Source organism: Telluria sp. ZB4P36, from assembly GCF_059685865.1.
In genome coordinates this window covers 60799-80630 of sequence record NZ_JCASIE010000003.1, presented here as the reverse complement: position 1 = coordinate 80630, position 19832 = coordinate 60799, and the positions used below count along the sequence as shown (strand labels likewise).

19 protein-coding genes are annotated in these 19832 nt (G+C 66.1%); 10 read left to right on the top strand and 9 right to left on the bottom strand.

Going from position 1 to position 19832, the window contains the following annotated elements; genetic code table 11:
- Positions 1-19 precede the first annotated feature (19 nt).
- From AC56LK_RS05655 to fliE, 6 genes are read right to left on the bottom strand one after another with little or no spacing between them, the layout of a single operon-like run.
- Entirely contained in the window at positions 20-460 is a 441-nt protein-coding gene (locus AC56LK_RS05655) for a flagellar FliJ family protein (RefSeq protein ID WP_497183594.1), read from the bottom strand.
- Positions 457-1773, bottom strand: a complete 1317-nt coding sequence (gene fliI / locus AC56LK_RS05650; protein WP_497183593.1) for a flagellar protein export ATPase FliI — start codon at positions 1771-1773, stop codon at positions 457-459. Before fliI ends, AC56LK_RS05655 begins: the two co-directional genes overlap by 4 nt.
- Complete coding sequence (fliH, locus tag AC56LK_RS05645; RefSeq protein ID WP_497183592.1) at positions 1770-2453, bottom strand: flagellar assembly protein FliH; 684 nt, start codon at positions 2451-2453, stop codon at positions 1770-1772. The genes fliI and fliH overlap by 4 nt, the downstream gene beginning before the upstream one ends.
- The gene (locus AC56LK_RS05640; protein WP_497183591.1) at positions 2450-3472 is read right to left on the bottom strand and encodes a FliG C-terminal domain-containing protein; all 1023 of its coding nucleotides are present in this window, start codon (positions 3470-3472) and stop codon (positions 2450-2452) included. Before AC56LK_RS05640 ends, fliH begins: the two co-directional genes overlap by 4 nt.
- Positions 3456-5183, bottom strand: a complete 1728-nt coding sequence (fliF, locus tag AC56LK_RS05635; RefSeq protein ID WP_497183590.1) for a flagellar basal-body MS-ring/collar protein FliF — start codon at positions 5181-5183, stop codon at positions 3456-3458. Before fliF ends, AC56LK_RS05640 begins: the two co-directional genes overlap by 17 nt.
- Before the next feature lie 32 nt (positions 5184-5215).
- Positions 5216-5563: a flagellar hook-basal body complex protein FliE gene (fliE, locus tag AC56LK_RS05630; protein WP_497183589.1), complete on the bottom strand. Its 348-nt coding sequence runs from the start codon at positions 5561-5563 to the stop codon at positions 5216-5218.
- A gap of 336 nt (positions 5564-5899) precedes the next feature.
- On the opposite strand from fliE, the gene AC56LK_RS05625 reads away from it, so the two are divergent.
- Genes AC56LK_RS05625 through AC56LK_RS05585 form a run of 9 tightly spaced genes read left to right on the top strand, consistent with a single transcriptional unit; the run spans position 5900 to position 14036 of the window.
- Positions 5900-6814, top strand: coding sequence for a hypothetical protein (locus AC56LK_RS05625; protein WP_497183588.1), 915 nt, complete (start codon positions 5900-5902; stop codon positions 6812-6814).
- 6 nt (positions 6815-6820) lie between these two features.
- Entirely contained in the window at positions 6821-7171 is a 351-nt protein-coding gene (locus tag AC56LK_RS05620; protein ID WP_497183587.1) for a FliM/FliN family flagellar motor switch protein, read from the top strand.
- On the top strand, positions 7168-7926 hold the full coding sequence (fliP, locus tag AC56LK_RS05615; RefSeq protein WP_497183586.1) for a flagellar type III secretion system pore protein FliP: 759 nt from the start codon (positions 7168-7170) through the stop codon (positions 7924-7926). The genes AC56LK_RS05620 and fliP overlap by 4 nt, the downstream gene beginning before the upstream one ends.
- 20 nt (positions 7927-7946) lie before the next feature.
- The gene (fliQ, locus tag AC56LK_RS05610; protein ID WP_497177666.1) at positions 7947-8216 is read left to right on the top strand and encodes a flagellar biosynthesis protein FliQ; all 270 of its coding nucleotides are present in this window, start codon (positions 7947-7949) and stop codon (positions 8214-8216) included.
- A gap of 16 nt (positions 8217-8232) precedes the next feature.
- Entirely contained in the window at positions 8233-9018 is a 786-nt protein-coding gene (gene fliR / locus AC56LK_RS05605) for a flagellar biosynthetic protein FliR (protein ID WP_497183585.1), read from the top strand.
- Entirely contained in the window at positions 9008-10147 is a 1140-nt protein-coding gene (flhB, locus tag AC56LK_RS05600; protein WP_497183584.1) for a flagellar type III secretion system protein FlhB, read from the top strand. The genes fliR and flhB overlap by 11 nt, the downstream gene beginning before the upstream one ends.
- Positions 10144-12237: a flagellar biosynthesis protein FlhA gene (locus AC56LK_RS05595; RefSeq protein WP_497183583.1), complete on the top strand. Its 2094-nt coding sequence runs from the start codon at positions 10144-10146 to the stop codon at positions 12235-12237. The genes flhB and AC56LK_RS05595 overlap by 4 nt, the downstream gene beginning before the upstream one ends.
- Before the next feature lie 18 nt (positions 12238-12255).
- Positions 12256-13374, top strand: coding sequence for a DegT/DnrJ/EryC1/StrS family aminotransferase (locus AC56LK_RS05590; protein ID WP_497183582.1), 1119 nt, complete (start codon positions 12256-12258; stop codon positions 13372-13374).
- A complete protein-coding gene (locus AC56LK_RS05585) occupies positions 13371-14036 on the top strand; it encodes an acetyltransferase (RefSeq protein WP_497183581.1) in 666 nt (221 codons plus the stop codon). The genes AC56LK_RS05590 and AC56LK_RS05585 overlap by 4 nt, the downstream gene beginning before the upstream one ends.
- On the opposite strand, the gene AC56LK_RS05580 is transcribed toward AC56LK_RS05585, so the two are convergent.
- The 3 genes from AC56LK_RS05580 to AC56LK_RS05570 form a co-directional block, all read right to left on the bottom strand.
- A complete protein-coding gene (locus AC56LK_RS05580; RefSeq protein ID WP_497183580.1) occupies positions 14033-14929 on the bottom strand; it encodes a hypothetical protein in 897 nt (298 codons plus the stop codon). The two genes, AC56LK_RS05585 and AC56LK_RS05580, sit on opposite strands and share 4 nt — an antisense overlap.
- A gap of 98 nt (positions 14930-15027) precedes the next feature.
- Positions 15028-15897 (bottom strand): flagellin N-terminal helical domain-containing protein, encoded by an 870-nt coding sequence (locus tag AC56LK_RS05575; RefSeq protein WP_497183579.1) that lies wholly within the window; start codon positions 15895-15897, stop codon positions 15028-15030.
- A 260-nt stretch (positions 15898-16157) separates the two neighbouring features.
- Positions 16158-18338 (bottom strand): O-linked N-acetylglucosamine transferase, SPINDLY family protein, encoded by a 2181-nt coding sequence (locus AC56LK_RS05570; protein WP_497183578.1) that lies wholly within the window; start codon positions 18336-18338, stop codon positions 16158-16160.
- 294 nt (positions 18339-18632) lie between these two features.
- On the opposite strand from AC56LK_RS05570, the gene dusA reads away from it, so the two are divergent.
- Entirely contained in the window at positions 18633-19655 is a 1023-nt protein-coding gene (gene dusA / locus AC56LK_RS05565; RefSeq protein WP_497183577.1) for a tRNA dihydrouridine(20/20a) synthase DusA, read from the top strand.
- Positions 19656-19832: the final 177 nt, after the last annotated feature.

Sequence of the window (19832 nt, the reverse complement as noted above, 5' to 3'; positions counted from 1 at the left end):
GCTGTTCTCCTTGCTGTTGTTATGCCGCGGGGCGGCCTGCCATCCACGATTGCGTGGCGATGTCGTCTTCGCGCTTGCGCAGCGCGCGCTCCCTGTCGAGCGCATGCGCGGTCTCGTGCTGCTCGAGCACCTTGCCCAGCAGTTCGCGTTTGGTATAGGCGTCGGTCAGCTTGCGCTGCGCCACCGCCATGTCCGCCTCATGCAGGGCCAGGTCGACCCGGTGCAGGTCGGCCATCGCCATCACGTTCTGCTTGTAGGCGCCGCAATTCAGCGCCAGCGCCAGGGGAAGGGCGCCGGACGCCCCGCTGCCCGTGGCCAGCGCATCCATGCGCGCCAGGTTGTTCTGGTAGCGCGCGCGGGTCGCTTCCTGGCTGGCCAGGTCGGCCTGCAGGCGATCCACGGCGATGCTGCGCAGCTGCACCAGGGTGCCGAGGCTGGCAATGGTCTGTTCACGCTTCATGCCATCATCGCTTTCAATTGTTCGACGCAGCCGGCCATCGGCGCTTCTTCGCGCGTACCCTGGCACAGGAAGGCTTCGATATGCGGATGCAGGCGCACCGCCTTGTCGGTTTCCGGGTCGGCGCCCGGCACATAGGCGCCGAGCGGGATCAGGTCGCGCACGCGGGCATGCTTGGCCAGCGCCGCCTTCAGCTTGCGCGCGGCGAGGGCGTGCTCGTGGCCGACCACCTGCGCCATGCAGCGCGAGATCGACTGGGCGACGTCGATCGCCGGGTAGTGGCCGCGTTCGGCCAGTTCGCGGGTCAGCACGATGTGGCCGTCCAGGATCGCGCGCGCCGAGTCGACCACCGGGTCTTGCTGGTCGTCGCCTTCGGCCAGGACCGTATAGATCGCGCTCATGCTGCCCTTCGGGTTCTCGCCGTTGCCGGCCGATTCCACCAGCTGCGGCATGTTCGAGAACACCGAAGGCGGGTAGCCGCGCGTGGCCGGCGGCTCGCCCAGCGAGAGCGCGACTTCGCGCAGCGCCATCGCGTAGCGGGTCAGCGAATCGCACAGCAGCAGCACGTTCTGGCCGCGGTCGCGGAAGTGGGCCGCGATCGAATGGCACATCTCGGTGGCCATGACGCGCATCAGGGGCGATTCATCCGCTGGAGCCACCACCAGCACAGATCGACGCAAACCCTCCATGCCGAGCGACTTCTCGACGAATTCACGTACCTCGCGGTTACGCTCGCCGATCAGGCCGACCACGATCACGTCGGCCACGGTCTGGCGCGTGATCAGGCCGAGCAGCACCGATTTGCCGACGCCGGAACCGGCCATCAGGCCGACCCGTTGGCCCTTGCCGATCGTGAGCATCGAATTGATCGCGCGCACGCCGACGTCCAGCGGTTCTTCCACCGGGGTCTTTCTCAGCGGATTGACCTTGGGCGGGGTGGTCGACAGCGGCTGGTCGCCGCCGAGTTTGCCGAGGCCGTCGATCGGCTCGCCCAGGCCGTTGACCATGCGGCCCATCCAGGACGGGCCGATCATCAGGTCCTGCTGGACCGGGGTGGGCAGCACGCGTGCGCCGGTCGCCAGGCCGGTCGCCTTCTTGAATGGCATCAGGTAGGAGATTTTTTCCTTGAAGCCGACCACCTGCGCGTCGAGCCAGCCGCCGTCGACGGTCTCGATGCGGCAGCGCTGGCCGGTGTGCAGCGGGCAGCCGACCGATTCCAGCAGCAGGCCCTGGGCGCCGACCAGGCGCCCGGTGGGGGTGGCGACCGGCACCGCCCCCAGTTCGACCGCGCGCAGGCGCGCCGCGAGGGCCGTCATTCCTCGTCCTCCGCGTCGAGCAGCTGGTCGCGCACCTGGTCCATCACGGCCGACAGGCGGCCCTGGCAGCCGGCGTCGACTTCATTGTCGCCGGAGCGCACCCGGCATTCGCCCGGCTCGAGGGCCGGGTCGGGCAGCAGGGTCCACTTCTTGGCGCGCTTCGGATCGAGCTCGAGCACGCGGCGCAATTCTTCCGGATTCAGGAACACCTCGACCTGGTCGCGCGAAGGCGGCATCACGCTCAGGGCTTCTTCCACCAGGGCGAGCAGCTGCACCGGCTGCAGCGCCAGTTCGGCGCGGATCACCTGGCGCGCGATCTTGCCGACCAGGTCCACGACTTCCTTGCGCTGGGCGGCGCGCATGTCGGTCTTGAGTTTCTTCAGGCCCTTGAGCATGGCGTCGACCGGCTTGGACAGCTGTTCGAACTCGCCGAGGGCCATCGCGCGGCCTTCCTCGATGCCCTGCTGCAGGCCTTCGCTCTGGCCGACCGGGAAGCCGTCGGCACGGCCCTGGTCCAGGCCTGCCTCGTAGCCTTCGCGCTGGCCCTGGCGGTAGCCGTCGGACAGCGCGGCCTGCCATTCCTCGGCCGAGCCGGCGCCGTTGCCGGCAGTCGCACCTTTCGGCAGGGCGCTGGTGAGCTGGTACAGCGGCGGGAAGTGATAAGGCCGGAACTGCTTCATTCGGCGGTCGCCTCGGCAAACAGTGCGATGTCGATTTCGCCGGCGTCGGCCAGGCCCTTGACGGTGGCCATGATCTCGCGGCGGGTCTGCTCGATGCGCGACATCGGCACCGGGCCGGAACGGCGCATCAGGTCTTCGAAGCTCTGGGCCTGGCGCTTCGGCATCGCGCCCAGGATCGCGTCGCGCAGCGCCGGTTCGGCGCCCTTGAGCGCGATCGCCCACTGCTCGAGCGGCACTTCGTCGAGCAGGCGGGTGATGACCTGCTCGGTCTGGCGCGACAGGATGAAGAAGTCGTACATCGACATCTCGATCTGCGACACCACTTCCGGATCGTGGGCGCGCAGCAGCTCCACCATGCCGGCGCGGTTGTCCTGCAGGCGGTTGAGGATCTCGGCGACCTGGCGCACGCCTTCCACGCTGGCGCTCTGGGTGTCGAGCGCGGACAGGCAGCGGTTCACCAGTTCTTCCAGCTCATGCAGCACGTCGCGCTCGATCTCGTCGAGGTGGGCCATGTTCAGCAACACCAGTTCGCGGCCGTCGGCCGGCAGCGCTTCCAGGATCTGGGAAGCGTGCGCCGGCGGCAGGAAGGCCAGGAACACGGCCTGCATCTGCACGTGCTCGGTCGCGATGAACTCGGCCAGCCACTTGGGCGAGGCGTACTGCAGGCGCGCCATCATTGGGCGGATCTCATCGCCGTAGATGGTGTTCAGCACGCTGTTGGCGATGTCGCTGCCGAGCGCCAGGTCGAGCGAGCGCTTCAGGTAGCCGCGCGATGCGGCGTGCAGGCCACTCTGCTGGCGATAGTCGTCGAAGAAGTTCTGGACCGCCGATTTCACGGAGTCGACCTTGATGCCGCTCATGCGCGACATCACCTGGGTCAGTTCCAGCAGCTCTTCACGCTCGAGGCAGCGCAGCACGGCGGCCGCGCCTTCTTCGCCGATCGAGAGCAGCACGATGGCAGCCTGCTCGACCGGGGTGAGGACGCCTTCCATGCCTTCAGCGTTATTCAGTTCGGCCATGTTTTTTCTGTACCCATTGTTTGACGACTTCGGCAACGCGCTCAGGCTCTTTGCCGGCGAGGACTTTCAGATGGTCGATCATCACGTCGACCGGCGAACCGGCTGGCGGAAGATCGTAGTTTTCGAGCAGCGGCACCACCGGCATCACGCCCGGGGCGGCAGCGGCAGCCGGCGCGCCCAGCGCGGCGGTACTGCCGGCCGGCAGGGCGGCGAGGGCGCCATCCGCGGCGCTTGCAGAACCCGGCGCACCCGGCAGGGCCGGCACGGCAGGCATCAGCGGCGGCTGCGGCGCCAGGCGCGAGGTGATTGCGCGCAGCAGCGGGCGGGCCAGCAGGAAGTAGGCGAGCAGTGCGCCGAGAGCATACATACCGTAGCTCGTCATGTCGACCACGTTGTCGCGTTCCTGCCACCATTCCTGGGCCACCGGCGCGGCCGGGAAGGTCAGGCTGGACACGGTCAGCACGTCGCCGCGGGTGGCGTCGATGCCCAGGCCGCCCTTCAGGATCTTTTCGATGTTCGCCAGTTCGGCCGGGGTGTAGCCGAGCTTCGGGTTGGCGGCACTGGCATTGTTCAGCACCACCGCCACCGACAGCTTCTTCAGGCGGCCGCGCGCGCGCTTGATCTGGGTGATCGCGCGGTCGTAGGCGTACTGGCGGGTGGTGGCGTTCTTGCGCGCGCTGCCATCGTCCGGCTTGGCGGCGGCGTCCGGGTTCTGCGCGTCTGCCTGGGCCGCGGCCGGATCGGCCACCTGCGGCGGACGGTTCGACAGGGTGCCCGGCACGCCCAGCGCCATGCGGCTGCGTTCCATCTCCTCGCGCATCGCTTCGCTGGTGACCTTCGGGGCTTCGCCGTACTTTTCCTGGGTTTCCTCGATCTTGTCGTTGTCGACGTCGGCAGTGACGCTGAGCTTGAAGTTGTTCGCACCCAGCACCGGGCCAAGGAGTTCGTTGACGTTCTTGCGTACGTCGTCGGTGTAATGCTTGGAAGCCGTATCGCCCTGGACCTGGCCGTCGAAGCCATCCGTCAGGTCGACGCGCGAGGACAGGTAGTTGCCGGCCTGGTCGACCAGCGACACGCGCGCCGGGTTCAGGTTGGCGACGCTGCTCGACACCATGTTGACGATCGCGGCGATCTGCTCGTTCGACAGCGAGCGGCCCGGCTTGACCGCGACCACCACCGAGGCCGAGGACTGGTCGCCGGCACCGGCAACGAAAGAGCTCGTCTTGGCGATCGCCAGGTGCACGCGCGCCGAGGCGATCGCGTCCATGGTCAGGATGCTCTGCGCCAGCTCGCCCTCGAGGCCGCGGCGGAAGCGCACGTCCTGCACGAAGGACGACACGCCGAGCGGGTCGTTGCGGTCCATCAGCTCGAGGCCGGCCGGCAGCTGGGCGGTCACGCCCTTGGCGGCCAGCAGCATGCGCACCTTGCCCAGTTCGCCGGACGGCACCATCACCTGGCCGCTGTCCGGGTGGATGCGGTAGGGGATCTGCTCGGCCTCGAGCACGCTCATCATGTCGCTGGCGGCGACCTTCTCGCGCGCGCCGAACACCGGCTTGTAGTTGGACTGGTCCTGCCACAGGAACAGCATGACGGCGGCCGTGATGGCCACGGCCAGACCGATCAGCAGGGTCAGGTTGTTGCGCAGCGCCGGCGGCATGCCCGGCAGCGCCAGCTTCTTGTCGCCAAAGGCGGCCTTGAGTGTCGAAATCACGAGTGGTTCTCTTCGCTTCTCTGCAATAGGGGTCAGACCGGCAGCTTGATCAGTTCGTCGACGGCGCCCATGACTTTATTGCGCACTTGCATGAGCATCGAGAACGACAGGCTGGCCTGCTGGCTGGCCAGCATGGCGCCGACCAGGTCATCGCTCTTGCCGGCATCGACGGCGGCCATGCGCTCGCCGGCGGCGCGGTCTTCCTGGTCCACGCTGGCAAGGGCGTCCTTCATGGTCTGGGTAAACGAAAAAGTGCCAGGCGAATTGTTAAATGCGGCGCCTGCCGACGGCTCATTGGCAGGTGCGATCGCCAAACGCTGGGCATCGTTTGTCAGTGCGGCAAGGTCAGCTTTGATCAGACCGGCAAGTTCAGTTCCCATGCTTCGTTCCAGTGCTAAAAGATTTGGTGCGCTTGTTGTGGAGAGGCGACAAAATGTGTCTTCTTTTGCCGACAAAAATCCCGTCGAGGAGCTTCAATTGTTAAATCGATGTCTACGAACGGCCGTTTTATTCTTGACCCTTTTACTGGGTTTCCCTCTGTACGTACTGGGAAGAGGCCGGGTGCTGCAATGCGACAGGAGAGATATTACCGTAGGGCAAGTGGGAAATCAAAGGCGAATGTCAAAGTCTTCGGCGTAAATCTCCATGTATAATAGTTTCCTTGGAGAATGAAAAAAAGTTATTCGCCGTTTCTCAGTGACCAATAAATAATGCCGATGAATCCACTCGACCGATCGCGCACCGACCAGGCCGCCCATTCCGGTACCTACCAGGGTAATTACCAGGTGCTCGATCCGAGCCTGCTGGGACGGCCGGTTCACCTGTTGCCGAAGTTCGCGCGCCGTTTCGCCGATGCCCTGGGCACGTCGATGGGCGGGCCGGGCGGACGCCGCTACTGGGGTGCTTACCGGCTGGTGAACCTGGCCTTCGAGCGCGCACCCGACGAGGAAGGCCTGCGCTGGCTGGCAGTGGCCGGCCCGCTCGGTACTGCCGCGGTGGCGTTCGAGCGCAGCCTGCTATTGAGCCTCCTGGAAGGCCGCTACGGCCGCAAAAATATGCCGAAAGGCGCCGCACCGAGCGCACCGCCCGACCCGGCCACCGAAAGGGTGACCGCGACCGAGGAGCGCCTGGCTGCGACCCTGACCGCGCAACTGGCCGAACAGCTGCATGCGCGCGTGGCCGAAGGGCTGGCGATGGTGGGCGTGGAAGTCCCGGGTGCGGATGCCGCGGTGGTGGAAGCGCCGGCGCCGGCCAGCGCGCCGGGCAAGGCCGGCTGGGTCATCCGCGTGACGCTGTCGGCCCAGGGTGAGCAGCAGAGTCACTGCTGGATCGGCCTGGACCAGGAGCTGATGTCCCACGTGCTGCAGGGCCTGAAGGAAGAGCGCAGCAGCGTGCGCACGGCGCGCGCCGGCAACGACGGCCTGTCCTCCGGCCTGTTCGTGAAGCTCGACGGGCGCCTGGTCAGCAAGGAAACCACGCTAGGCGCGCTGTTCGAGCTGAAAGTCGGCGACGTCATTCCCGTGTCGGTCGGGCGCGCCGACGTGCTGCTGGACGAATCGCGCCTGTTCACGGCCGCCGTGGCCGAACACAAAGGAAAACTCTGTTTAACCTCTTTTGAAGATGCCGAGTAAATAGCTATGAACCTGAACGATCAACTGACTGGTGACGTCATCATCGACGACCTCGACGGCGTCGAAGCGGCGACCGCGCTGGCCGGCAAGAATGCCGCGCGCCAGCTGCCGCAGATGATGCGCCGCATCCCGGTGACCCTGACGCTGGAAGTGGGCTCGGCCCGCATCTCGCTGCAGGAACTGATGGCGATCGGCCCGTCCTCGGTGGTGCCGCTCGACGCCCTGGCCGGCGAGCCGCTGGTCATCAAGGTCAATGGCGCGCCGATCGGCCGCGCTGAAGTCGTCGTCGCCGGCGAACAGTACGGCCTGAAGGTCATCGACCTCGATGGCCTGAACCTGGACGCACTGACCTCATGATGCAGGCTGTCCGCGGCGCGCTGGCCGTGGCCGGCGTGCTGGCATTGCTGTTTGCGCTGCCTGCCGCGGCCCAGGACCAGGCACCGAGCATCCTGCCCGGGGTGATCCCCGGCTCGACCCAGGGAATGACGGTCAAGTCGCAGATCCTGGTCCTGATGACCCTGCTCGGGTTGCTGCCCGTCATGGTCATGATGATGACCAGCTTCACCCGCTTCGTGATCGTGCTGTCGCTGCTGCGCCAGGCCCTCGGCCTGCAGCAGGGCCTGCCGAACCGGATCATCACCGGCATCGCGCTGATCCTGACCCTGCTGGTCATGCGCCCGGTCGGCGAAGCGGTGTGGCGCGACGCCTTCCTCCCCTACGACAAGGACAAGATCGGCCTCGAGCAGGCGCTGAAGATCGCCGAGGTGCCGGTGACGCGCTTCATGCTGGCCCAGACCAGCAAGACTTCGCTGGCCCAGGTCGCGCACCTGGCGGGTGAGCCGGCCAACCTGGCGCCCGAGAAGCGCGGCTTCACGGTCAAGCTGGCGGCCTTCGTGCTGTCGGAGCTGAAGACGGCTTTCCAGATCGGCGCGATGCTGTTCATTCCCTTCCTGATCATCGACCTGGTGGTGGCGTCGGTGCTGATGGCGATGGGCATGATGATGCTGTCGCCGCTGGTGATCTCGCTGCCCTTCAAGCTGCTGCTGTTCGTGCTGGTGGATGGCTGGACCCTGACCGTGAACACGCTGGTCGGCAGTATCCACGGCTATTAGCTTCCAAACGAGAGAGTGAGATGAGTCCTGATATCGCTGTCGACCTGGTGGTCGAAGCCCTGCAGGTCGTGATGCTGCTGGTCCTGGTGCTGGTGGTGCCCGGCCTGGTCATGGGCCTGATCGTGGCGCTGTTCCAGGCCGCGACCCAGATCAACGAGCAGACCCTGAGCTTCCTGCCGCGTCTCCTGGTGACGCTGGCCGCGGTGATCCTGGCCGGCCACTGGATGACGTCCACGCTGATGGATTACTGCGTGTCGGTGTTCCAGCGCGCGGCCACGCTCGCAAGCTGACGGAACCCGGGGACGAATGGAGCTGGTCGGCTTCCTGCTGCCGCTGATGAATGCCTTGTGGTGGCCGTTCTGCCGCATCATGGCGATGCTCTCGACCGCCCCGGTGCTGGGCGAGGGCATGGTGTCGGTGCCGGTGCGCGCACTGTTGTCGGTGGCGCTGTCGTTCATGATGCTTCCCCTGACCATGCAGCACGCCGGCGCGCTGCCCGATCCGTTCTCGCTGGCCGGGGTGGTGGCGATGGTGGAGCAGGCCGTGATCGGCGGCGTGATCGGGCTGGCGCTGCAGTTCGCGATGGCCGTCATCGCGATGCTCGGCTTCCTGGCATCCAGCCAGATCGGCTTCTCGATGGCGCAGATGAACGACCCGATGAACGGGCAGGCCTCGGACGTGGTGTCCGGCCTGCTGTCGCTGCTGGCGATCCTGGTGTTCTTCGGGATCGACGGCCACCTGGTCCTGATGGGCGTGGTGGGCCAGAGCTTCAAGGCCTGGCCGGTCGGCGCCGGCTACGCGCCGCTGCTCTTGGCGTCGGTGGCGCTGAACGTGGCCTGGATATTTTCCGCGGCGGTGCTGCTGGCGCTGCCGATCGTGTTTTCGACAATGGTGGTGCAGGTCGGGTTCGGTTTCCTGAACCGGGTTGCGCCGAGTTTGAACCTGTTTTCGCTGGGCTTCTCGCTGGTGACGATCTTCGGTCTCCTGATGCTGGTGCAGGTGGTGCGTTTCATCCCCGAGCATTACGTCGCGATGACCAACCAGATACTGGAGATGCTGCAGGAGCAGATGAGGATAGCGCATGGCCGATAACGGCACCGGTGGCGACAAGACCGAAAAGCCCTCAGCGCAGAAGCTCAAGAAGGCGCGCGAGGAGGGCCAGGTCGTCCGCTCGAAAGACCTGGCCACGGCGGTCGGCATCCTGTGCGCCCTGAAGCTGCTGGCCATGCTGCTGCCGGGCTACCTCGAGTCCTTCCGTTCGCTGTTCCGGCTGGTGTTCGTGCCGCTGGGCGAAGCCGGCGCGATCGAGAACGCGATGTCGGTGGTGTTCACCGGCGCCTTGCTGCTGCTGGTCAAGATGGTAATGCCGCTGGCGGTGGTGCCGGCGGTGATCGTGGCCGCCAGCGTCTTCCCGGGCGGCTGGGTGGTCTCCAGCAAGAACATGGCGCCCAAGTTCAGCCGCATGAGCCCCATCACCAACCTGGGCAACCTGTTCTCGCAAAAGCACTGGATCGGCTTTGCGACCTCCGCCGCCAAGGCGATCGTGCTGGGTGTCGTGCTGTGGCACGTGGTCGGCTCGGGCATGAAGGCTTATGTCGAGCTGCAGCGCATGCCGCTCAGCGATGCGCTGGGCGGGGGCGCCGCCCTGATGCTGGACGGCCTGATGGCCATGGTGGCGGTGTTCGTCGTGTTCGCGCTGATCGACGTGCCGGTGCAGTCCTTCCTGTTCACCAAAAACCAGCGCATGAGCAAGCAGGACCTGAAAGAAGAACACAAGAGCAACGAGGGCCGGCCCGAGGTGAAGCAGCGCATCCGCCAGCTGCAGCGCCAGCTGGCCCAGCGCAGCGTGCGCAAGAGCGTGCCGACCGCCGACGTCGTGATCGTCAACCCGGAACACTACGCGGTGGCCCTGAAGTACGACACCGACCGCGCCGAAGCGCCGTTCGTGGTGGCCAAGGGCGTCGACGAGATGGCGCTGTACATCCGCCGCGTGGCGCGCGAGCACGACATCGAGACCGTGTCGCTGCCGCCGCTGGCGCGCGCGATCTACAACACCAGCCAGGTGCAGCAGCAGATCCCTGCGCAGCTGTACCAGGCCGTATCGCAGGTACTGAACTATGTCCTGCAACTGAACGCGTTCCGTGCAGGCCGGCGCCAGGCGCCCCCACGGTTCCCCAACGAGGTGGTGGTTCCATCTCATTTGAGTGAGGTTTCCGCATGAATTCCATCAACGCTTTTGTCTCCGAGCTGAAGCGCCAGAAGTTCGCCGGGCCGGTCTTCCTGATCGCGCTGCTGGCGATGATCATGTTGCCGCTGCCGCCGGTGCTGCTGGACGTGCTGTTCACGTTCAACATCGTGCTGGCGCTGATCGTGATCCTGGTGTCGGTGACGGCCAAGCGTCCGCTCGACTTCTCGGTATTCCCGACCGTGATCCTCGGCACCACCCTGATGCGCCTGGCGCTGAACGTGGCCTCGACCCGCGTGGTGCTGCTGAACGGCCACACCGGCCCGGATGCCGCGGGCCACGTGATCGAATCCTTCGCCAATGTCGTCATCGGCGGTAACTTCGTGGTCGGCCTGGTGGTGTTCGTGATCCTCATGATCATCAACTTCATCGTCGTCACCAAGGGCGCCGAGCGCATCTCGGAAGTGTCGGCGCGCTTCACCCTGGACGCGCTGCCGGGCAAGCAGATGGCGATCGACGCCGACCTGAACGCGGGCCTGATTAACCAGGAACAGGCCAACCAGCGCCGCAAGGACGTGGCGGCCGAAGCCGACTTCTACGGCGCAATGGACGGCGCCTCCAAGTTCGTGCGCGGCGATGCCGTCGCCTCGATCCTGATCCTGATCATCAACCTGGTCGGCGGTATCGCGATCGGCGCCCTGATGTACGACCTGCCGCTGGGCGAAGCCGCCAAGGTGTATGCGCTGCTGACCATCGGTGACGGCCTGGTGGCCCAGATCCCGGCGCTGCTGCTGTCGGCGGCGGCCGCGATCCTGGTGACCCGCATCGGCGAATCGGGCGACCTCGAGAAGCAGGTGGGCGGCCAGCTGCTGGCCCAGCCGGCGGTGCTGTTCTCGGCGGCCGGCGTGATGATCGTCCTCGGCCTGGTGCCGGGCATGCCGACCTTTATCTTCTTCGTGTTCGCCGGCGTGGTGGGCTACGTCGGCTGGAAGCTGAGCAAGCGCGTCAAGGCGCCCGACGACGCCGGCGTGGCGGCGATCGAGGCCGCGCTGCGCGACGAGCGCGCGCCCGACCTCGACTGGCAGGCGCTGCCGGTGGTGCAGCCGGTGACGGTGGCGGTGGGCTACAAGCTGGTGGGCATGATCGACCAGGCCCAGGGCGAGCCGCTGACCAAGCGCATCAAGGGCGTGCGCCAGAGCCTGTCGGAGCAGATGGGCATGCTGCTGCCCGCCATCGGCGTGCGCGACGACCTGGCGCTGCGTCCCTCGCAGTATGCGATCAGCCTGTCGGGCACGGTCGTGGCCGAGGCCGAAGTGATGCCGGACCACCTGATGGCGATCCCGTCGCCCAACGTCTACGGCGAGCTGGATGGCATCCCGGGCATCGAGCCGGCTTTCGGCATGGCGATCACCTGGATCGCGCCGGAGCAGAAGGCCGACGCGCTGGGCCTGGGCTACCAGGTGGTCGAGGTGTCGAGCGCGATCGCCACCCACACCTCGAAGGTGGTGCGTGAATACCTGCACGAGCTGTTCCGTCACGAAGACGTGCCGGCGATCCTGGAGCGCCTGACCGCGCTGTCGCCGAAGCTGGCCGGGGCGCTGGAGAAGGCGCTGACCCACACCCAGCTGCTGCGCGTGTTCCGCGTGCTGCTGGCCGAGGGCGTGTCGCTGAAGGACATCGTGGTGGTCGCAACCACGCTGCTGGACAGCTCGGAGACCACCAAGGACCCGATCCTGCTGGCGGCCGAAGTACGCTGCGCATTGCGGCGCCAGATCGTGTCCGGCCTGTTCGGCAAGAAGAAGGACATGCCGGCCTTTAACCTCTCGGCCGAGCTGGAAAACATGCTGCTCGGTTCCCTGAACCAGGCGCGCCAGAACGGCGGCGGCAAGGTCGCGCTGGACAACTACCCGATCGACCCGCAACTGCTGTCCCAGCTGCAGATCAACATGCCGGTGGCGCGCGAGCAGATGAAGCAGCAGCATACCCCGCCGCTGCTGCTGGTACTGCCGCAGGTGCGCCCACTGCTGGCGCGCTACGCGCGCCTGTTCGCGCCGGGCCTGCACGTCCTGTCGTATAACGAAATTCCCGAGAACCGCGACGTGTCGATCGTCGGCACGGTGGGTTGATCAACAGCGAGGCCAATCATGAGCGACCGAAAACCGATCTACGTCACCCAGCCGGAGCTGCCGCCCCTGGAAGAGTTCACTTCCTACCTCGAGCAGATCTGGAGCAACCGCACCCTGACGAACGGCGGCCCGTTCCACCAGCAACTCGAGCAGGAGCTGTGCCGCTACCTCGGTGTCGAGCACATCAGCCTGTTCGCCAACGGCACCCTGGCCCTGCTGACCGCGCTGCAGGCGCTGCGCATCACCGGCGAGGTGATCACCACCCCGTACTCCTTCGTCGCGACCTCGCACTCGCTGTTGTGGAACGGGATCACGCCGGTATTCGTCGACATCGATCCGGTCAGCCTGAACCTCGATCCGGCCAGGATCGAGTCGGCGATCACGCCGCGCACGACCGCCATCATGCCGGTGCACTGCTATGGCGAGCCGTGTGACACCGAGGCCATCCAGGCCATCGCCGACAACTACAACCTGAAGGTCATCTACGACGCGGCGCATGCCTTCGGCGTGCAGAAGAATGGATCGAGCGTCCTCAACTGCGGCGACCTGTCGGTGCTGAGCTTCCACGCGACCAAGGTATTCAATACCTTCGAAGGGGGCGCGATCGTCAGCCCGGACGCGCGCACCAAGCAGCGCATCGACCGCCTGAAGAATTTCGGCTTCGTGGACGAGACCACCGTGGTCGCCGCCGGCATCAACGGCAAGATGAGCGAGATCAATGCGGCCTTCGGCCTGCTGCAGCTCAAGGGCATCGACGCCGCGATGGCGGCCCGGCGCGCGGTTGCGCGCAAGTACACCGAGGCTTTCGCGAACGTGGCCGGGATCACCTGTGTGCGCCCCGCCGACGTGGGCAGCACCAACCATTCCTATTTCCCGGTCCTGGTGGGACCCGGGTACCCGCTCAGCCGCGATGCCCTGTACGACCGGCTGAAGCAGCATGGCATCGTGGCGCGCCGCTACTTCTTTCCCCTGATCTCGAGCTTCCCGATGTACCGCGGCATGCTGTCGGCGGCGCCGGAGAACCTGCCGGTGGCCGGCCGCGCCGCCGACCAGGTGCTGTGCCTGCCGATCTACCCTGCGCTGGGCGACGAAGACCTTGCCCGGATCATCGGCGTGGTGCGGGAGGCGCAGGGATGACGGGGCGCATCGCGATCGTCGGCGCGGGCGGGCATGGCCGCGAGATCCTGCAGCTGATTCGCGACATCAATGCAGTGTCGCCCACATGGACCTGTGCCGGCTTCCTGGTCGAGGCCGGTTTCGACACGCCGCCGGCGGTGGCGGGCCTGCCGGTGCTGGGCGACCTGGACTGGCTAGCCGCCAATCCGGACGCTGCCGTGGTCGTGGCGGTAGGGCCGTCGGCGGCGCGCCGGCGGCTGGTGCGCCGCATCCAGTCACGCTACGCCAACACCTTCCCGGTGCTGGTGCACCCGCGCGCATGGCTCGGCGCCGGCGTTGAACTCGGCGCCGGCACCGTGGTGTGTGCCGGGGCCATGCTCACTACCGACATCCGGCTGGGCGAGCACGTGCACGTGAACGTGGGCTGCACACTGGCCCATGACGACGTGCTGGAAGATTTCGTCACGCTTGCGCCCGGCGTGCACCTGGCCGGCAATGTGATGTTGCGCGAAGGAGCGGAACTGGGCACCGGGAGCGTCGTGATTCCGCGGGCAGGGGTCGGGACCTGGTCGGTCGTGGGAGCGGGTGCGGTCGTGACGGCGGACGTCGATCCCGACTGCACCGTGGTCGGCGCGCCGGCCCGTGTCGTGAAGCGGCGCCCGGCCGGCTGGCAGGACGCCTAGTCGGCCAGCCAGGGAGCGCCCGGCAGCAGCAGGGCCAGTTCGGCCAGCGCACGGAACACCGGCAGGTTCAGCGCGCTGGACGCCGCCTCGACCGGCAAGGCGGCATGGATGCTTCCCGCGGGCAGCTTGTCGTGGAAGCCCCAGCGCAGCACCTGCAGTCCGGCGCGGGCGAGCACGCGCTCGAGCTCCGGCTGCAGCGCGCGCAGGTGCTCGGCCTGCGCGGCGTCGGGGGCGCACAGGTCGAGCGCCAGGCCATCAAGCAAGGGTTCCACCTGGACCACGACGATGCTGCCGTCCGCGAGGCGCAGTTCGAGCCGCAGCGCGGCGCGTGCACGGCGCCGTTCCCGCTGCGGCCGGGGAGCGTCGTCGTCTTCGTCGGCGAGCACTTGCAGGACATGTGGCCGGCCGCTGCCGGCATGTACCGTGAAGCGCCAGGCGTCGGCCAGCAGGCCAAGCTGGTCGGCCGGACGCGGAACGTGGCCTTCACGGGCCGCCGCCAGCACCGCCGGCGCCAGGCGCGCGGCGCGCGCCTGTGACTCGCGTTCCGACGCCAGCATCCCGTAAGTCCTTACCATCGACTGCCAGCCCGCGGCCAGCGCCGCCCCCGACATGCTCGGATAGGCCAGCTGGCGCGCCGCCAGTACCTGGTCCGGGCGCATTGCCGGTCCATTCAGCAGTGCCTGCGGATCGTCCGCGGAATTCCCATTCCCGGGCAGCGGCTTCGACTCGGGCAGGGCAGGTGCCTGTGCGGCCTCCTGCGCGGCGCCGGCGGCCAGCTGCAGGGCCACCGTGATCGGCGCGGCAGGGCCGACGCCGCCGACGGGCGCGACCGGAGCGGGCAGCGAACCGGCAAGCGGGAAAGGGAGCGGCGTTGAGGTGATCGAAATGGCCATCTGGAGACAGTCCGGCAGGCAGGCGCAAATAAAAAAATGGCCAACCTGGAGAGGTCGGCCATTGGCGGACCCGGACGTTCAGTCCGGGGATCAGGCCATTACTGCAGGAGCGACATGACCATCGAGGACATGCTGTTCGACTGCTTCAGCATCGCGGTGCCGGCTTGCAGCAGCATCTGGTTCGAGGTCATGTTCGCGCTTTCGGTCGCGAAGTCGACGTCCATCACCAGGCCGATTGCAGCCTTGCTGTTGGTGCTGATGTTTGCCAGGTTGTTGTACACGTGCTCGAGGCGGTTGGCTGCAGCGCCCAGGCCCGAACGCAGGTCGCCGACCTTGGTCAGGGCGGTTTCCAGGGTGGTGATGGTGGCGTTGGCGCTGGCGGTCAGTTCGGTGGCGCCGGTCGAGGCTGCGGCGTAGTTGGCGGTGGCGGCGCTGACGGCGGTGGTCACTGCCGACATTGCGGCGCTCAGGTCGACCGACATGGTTTCGCTCGACGACGCGCCGATCTGGAAGGTCATCGCGGCGTTACGCAGGGTACCGTTGCTGGAGGTGCCTTCGAGCAGGGTGGTGCCGCCGAAAGTGGTGTTCTTCAGCACGTTGGACAATTCACGGCCCAGTGCGTTGTATTCCGACTGCATGGCAGTCTTGTCGGAGGCAGTCGACGACGCGTCGGCAGCCTGGGTTGCCAGATCCTTCATGCGAACCAGCATGTTGCTGACTTCGTCCAGGGCGCCTTCGGCGGTCTGCAGCATGGCGGTCGAGCGCTGGGTGTTACGCATTGCCACTTCCATGCCCGAGGTCTGGGCCTTCAGGCGCGAAGCGATCTGCAGGCCGGCGGCGTCGTCCATTGCCGAGTTGATGCGGTAGCCGGTCGACAGGCGGGTCATCGAAGTCGACAGCGAGCTCTGGGTGCGGGTGATCGAATTTTGTGCGGACAGTGCAGCGTTGTTGGTGTGAAGGCTCAGCATGGTAGCTCCTGATTGATTAGTCTGTTACGAGCGGCTTTCACCGCGTTTCCGAGTGCGTCACTCGCTCTCATGAGTACAAGGCGACAGGTTTCACCAACTCATTAAGTTCCACATGGAAATTTTTTTGTTTTTTCGTGATCGAGGAAATTTCTCGTTGCAGCAGCCTGGATTTCCCATCGTTCGCATTGGAGAGCCATAATGAAAAACGGACCCACGTTGACCGTGGATCCGTCTTGGCTCTACCTGACTGCCGGCAGGCTTCAGGCCTGTTCCTGTTCCGGTACCAGATCGGAAAGGCGCACCCGGATCGGCGCTGCCGCCTCGCCGGCGCACCAGCGTTGCCACATCTCGCGCAGGCCGAGTTCCATCGCGGCGGCCGTCACCCCCGGGTAGCCCAGGAGGGAGTCGAGGAAGCGGTCGCGCATGGTCGCGCGCATGGCCGCCAGTGCGCCCACGTTCTGCGACAGGAACACCCCCAGCTTGACATAGGTCTCTTCGTCCTCGGTGAAGAAGCTGTTGAGGCCGAGGTGGGTCAGGAAGGGCCCCGGGCTGTGGCTCGGGTTGGTCGCGCCGACGGTCGCCAGCGTCGGCACACCCATCCACAAGGCGTGGCCGATGGTGGTCGAGCCGCCATACGGGAAGGGGCAGAGACAGATATCGACGTCGTCGTGCTGTTTCAGGTAGTCGTACAGGGGAGCGCGCGGACGCAGCAGGAGACGCTCGCGCGCGATGCCTTCCTGTTCGAACCAGCCGACCACCACGTCGTCGATGCCGGCCTGCATGGCGCCGAGGAGCATCCGGGATTCGGGAATCGCATGCAGCAGTTTCGCCCACTGGGCGATGACGTGCGGGCTCAGCTTGCTCGCTCGATGGAAACTGCCGAAGGTCAGATAGCCATTGCGTTGCGCAGGCGAGGGGCTGACCGGCGGCGCACCGAGCTCGGGCATGAAGGGCGTACCGAGGGGCAGCCGAACGATCTGTTCCGTGAACTGGTCGTCGTAGCGGCCTTCCGGCACCAGGAACTGGTCGCACAGGATGTAATCCATGCCTTGCAAGCCGGTCGTCCCGGCATAGCCGATCCAGGTGGCTTGCACCGGCGCCGGGCGGCGCGCGAACAGGGGCAGGCGGTTCAGGGCGGAGTGGCCCGACAGGTCGATCAGGATGTCGATGCCGTCCTCGCGGATCAGGCGCTCGGCCGCGTCGTCGTCGAGCGCGAAGATATTGCGCCATGCGACAGTGCAGGCGCGCAGGCGATCGCTGACCGGATCTTCCACTACATAGTTGTGGTAGGCATACAGTTCGAGCTGGGTGCTGTCCTTGAGCACTTCGAAGATCGGCATGATGAACGAGGCGACAGCATGGTTGCGCAGGTCTGCCGACACGAAGCCGATCTTCAAGGGGCGCAACGGGTCGCGCAGGTTGGCGTGGGGCTGGCGCAAGGCAAGCAGCGGGGTTTCCCAGCGGCTGCCGTAGGCGACATGCTCGCGGGTGAGCTCTTCCGGGTCCAAAGTGCAATGGCTCAGAATAAACAGGTACGCGCTGTGGGTATCCGGACTCGGATCCGTCTCGTACACCCTCCGCGCCATCTGCAGGGCTTTTTCCCATTCCCCGATCGAGAAGCAGGTATGGAGCAGTCCGCGCACGACGGCCGGGTCGTCGGGTGCGAGCGCTTCGGCGCGCCGCAAGGCCGCCAGCGATGCGCCCAGCTCGTGGGCGCTGCGCAGGGCGTGCGACAGGTTAACCAGGGTGTTCGTGTCCTCCGGCGTTGTCGCGAGGACCCGTTCGAAGCAAGCGGCTGCCTCCTTGTGGCGCTTAAGGTTATCGTAGCAAATGCCGAGTCCGCTCAATGCCTTGATGCTGTCGGGCTGCGCCGCCAGCACGGCTTCGTAGTGTCTGGAGGCTTCCTCGTAGCGCTTCAGGCGCTCCAGCAGCACGCCCAGGTCCAGGTGCGTATCCGGCCGCCGCGGCTCCAGGACAAGCGCCTGGTCCAGCACTGCAGCGGCGTCCTCGAGCTTGTCCTGGGCGTGCAATGCCGAGGCCAGGCTGAGCACGAAACGCGGCGTGTCGGGGGCCAGCTCGACCGCGCGGCGGGCGCTCGCTTCCGCCTCTTCCTTGTGGCCGGCACGCAGGAGGGCGATGCTCAGGTCGTGGTGCAGATCCGGACTGTCCTGGTGGCTCAGGGCGGCACGGTAGGCCTCGGCCGATTCCTCGTGGCGCCCCAGGTCCAGCAGCGCCGGCGCCAGCACCGCATGCAAGTCGCGGATGCCGCGGTTCAGGCGCAGGGCGCGTTGCAGGCTGGCGACGCCTTCCTCGAGTTGCTGCTGCCGGAGCAGTGCCAAGCCCAGCAGGGCGTGCGCCGTGGCGTCGTTCGGGTTGCGGCGCACAGCAAGCCGTTTCTCGTCCAAGGCGCCCGATGCGGCGGGGAAGGTCTTGGTGTTCATGTGTTCACCTCGTAGGTGGCGCCGGCAGTAGTGCGAGGCTTGATATCGGAAAGGATGGGCATGAAGTGAAAGTCTGGCGCAGGGGCGCGACGGAATATTTCTGCGTGGGAATAATAGCTTGGATTTTAGCGCCAGATGCTTGGCCGTAAGCAGGTTTTGTTGTAGACGACGCCGAAAATTTCGCTGTATTGGCAAAGCGCCAGCAGTTGTGCGGCGCCGCCGGCTTCGCCGAGGGCGGTTTTCGCTTATCATGTCGGGCTTCCCGCGCATCCGCACGCGCACTTCACATTTCACATGTCGCCTTCCACCACGTCTCCCGCCGCCGTCTCCCTGCCGTCCCGCCGCCTGTCGGTTGCCCCCATGATGGACTGGACCGATCGCCACTGCCGCGTCTTCCACCGCCAGATCACCCGTCACACCTGGCTGTATACCGAGATGGTCACCACCGGCGCGCTGGTCTACGGCGACGTCGAGCGCCACCTGCGCTACGACGAGGCAGAGCATCCCATTGCGCTGCAGCTGGGCGGCAGCGACCCGGCCGACCTGGCGAAAAGCGCCAAGCTGGGCGAGCAGTGGGGCTATGACGAGATCAACCTGAACTGCGGTTGCCCGTCCGAGCGCGTGCAGAAGGGGGCCTTCGGCGCTTGCCTGATGCAGGAACCCCAGCTGGTGGCAGACTGCGTCAAGGCGATGCGCGACGCGGTGTCGATCGACGTCACGGTCAAGCACCGGATCGGCATCGACTACAACGAGGAATACGGCTTCGTGCGTGACTTCATCGGCACGATAGCCGACGCCGGGTGCCAGACCTTCATTGTTCACGCCCGTAATGCCGTGCTCAAGGGGCTCTCGCCGAAGGAAAACCGCGAGATCCCGCCGCTGCGCTATGAAGTGGCCTACCAGCTCAAGCGCGAGTTCCCGGCGCTGGAAATCATCATCAACGGCGGCATCAAGACGGATGAAGAGATCGCCCTGCACCTGCAGCACGTGGACGGCGTCATGCTGGGCCGCGAGGCATACCACAACCCCTGGATCATGGCGACCTGGGACCGCCTGTTCTACGGCGATACGAGCACGCCCATGAAGACCCGGACACAGGTCCTGGAAGCGATGCTTCCGTATATCGCCGAACAGCTGCGCCTGTACGGCCAGCACGGACTCAAGCTGAACAGCATCACCCGCCACATGCTGGGCATCATGACCGGTTTACCGGGGGCGCGCGCCTTCCGTCAGATGCTGTCCGACCCGAAAAAGCTGGCCGGTGCCGATCCCATGCTGTTGCTGGAGGCGGCCGGGCGCATGCCTGCCGCTGCCTGAACGGCGCCCCGCGTCGTTCTCCCTCTAAAGGCGTACTTCGGTACGCCATTTTAGTTTCTTGTCGGCAAATTGATACATTTTCTTGTCGGAATTGTATAGTCATCTTCTGTAATGCTTGCCGGACGGCAAGTCTGCACGCATAATTTCTCCCGCTACCTCACACATTGAAACGCATCA

What these genes read in the sequence shown, in the direction of transcription:
- AC56LK_RS05655 (WP_497183594.1), bottom strand. Translation starts at nt 460, where the DNA reads ATGAAGCGTGAACAGACCATTGCCAGCCTCGGCACCCTGGTGCAGCTG.
- fliI (WP_497183593.1), bottom strand. Translation starts at nt 1,773, where the DNA reads ATGACGGCCCTCGCGGCGCGCCTGCGCGCGGTCGAACTGGGGGCGGTG.
- fliH (WP_497183592.1), bottom strand. Translation starts at nt 2,453, where the DNA reads ATGAAGCAGTTCCGGCCTTATCACTTCCCGCCGCTGTACCAGCTCACC.
- AC56LK_RS05640 (WP_497183591.1), bottom strand. Translation starts at nt 3,472, where the DNA reads ATGGCCGAACTGAATAACGCTGAAGGCATGGAAGGCGTCCTCACCCCG.
- fliE (WP_497183589.1), bottom strand. Translation starts at nt 5,563, where the DNA reads ATGGGAACTGAACTTGCCGGTCTGATCAAAGCTGACCTTGCCGCACTG.
- AC56LK_RS05625 (WP_497183588.1), top strand. Translation starts at nt 5,900, where the DNA reads ATGAATCCACTCGACCGATCGCGCACCGACCAGGCCGCCCATTCCGGT.
- AC56LK_RS05620 (WP_497183587.1), top strand. Translation starts at nt 6,821, where the DNA reads ATGAACCTGAACGATCAACTGACTGGTGACGTCATCATCGACGACCTC.
- fliP (WP_497183586.1), top strand. Translation starts at nt 7,168, where the DNA reads ATGATGCAGGCTGTCCGCGGCGCGCTGGCCGTGGCCGGCGTGCTGGCA.
- fliQ (WP_497177666.1), top strand. Translation starts at nt 7,947, where the DNA reads ATGAGTCCTGATATCGCTGTCGACCTGGTGGTCGAAGCCCTGCAGGTC.
- fliR (WP_497183585.1), top strand. Translation starts at nt 8,233, where the DNA reads ATGGAGCTGGTCGGCTTCCTGCTGCCGCTGATGAATGCCTTGTGGTGG.
- flhB (WP_497183584.1), top strand. Translation starts at nt 9,008, where the DNA reads ATGGCCGATAACGGCACCGGTGGCGACAAGACCGAAAAGCCCTCAGCG.
- AC56LK_RS05595 (WP_497183583.1), top strand. Translation starts at nt 10,144, where the DNA reads ATGAATTCCATCAACGCTTTTGTCTCCGAGCTGAAGCGCCAGAAGTTC.
- AC56LK_RS05590 (WP_497183582.1), top strand. Translation starts at nt 12,256, where the DNA reads ATGAGCGACCGAAAACCGATCTACGTCACCCAGCCGGAGCTGCCGCCC.
- AC56LK_RS05585 (WP_497183581.1), top strand. Translation starts at nt 13,371, where the DNA reads ATGACGGGGCGCATCGCGATCGTCGGCGCGGGCGGGCATGGCCGCGAG.
- AC56LK_RS05580 (WP_497183580.1), bottom strand. Translation starts at nt 14,929, where the DNA reads ATGGCCATTTCGATCACCTCAACGCCGCTCCCTTTCCCGCTTGCCGGT.
- AC56LK_RS05575 (WP_497183579.1), bottom strand. Translation starts at nt 15,897, where the DNA reads ATGCTGAGCCTTCACACCAACAACGCTGCACTGTCCGCACAAAATTCG.
- AC56LK_RS05570 (WP_497183578.1), bottom strand. Translation starts at nt 18,338, where the DNA reads ATGAACACCAAGACCTTCCCCGCCGCATCGGGCGCCTTGGACGAGAAA.
- dusA (WP_497183577.1), top strand. Translation starts at nt 18,633, where the DNA reads ATGTCGCCTTCCACCACGTCTCCCGCCGCCGTCTCCCTGCCGTCCCGC.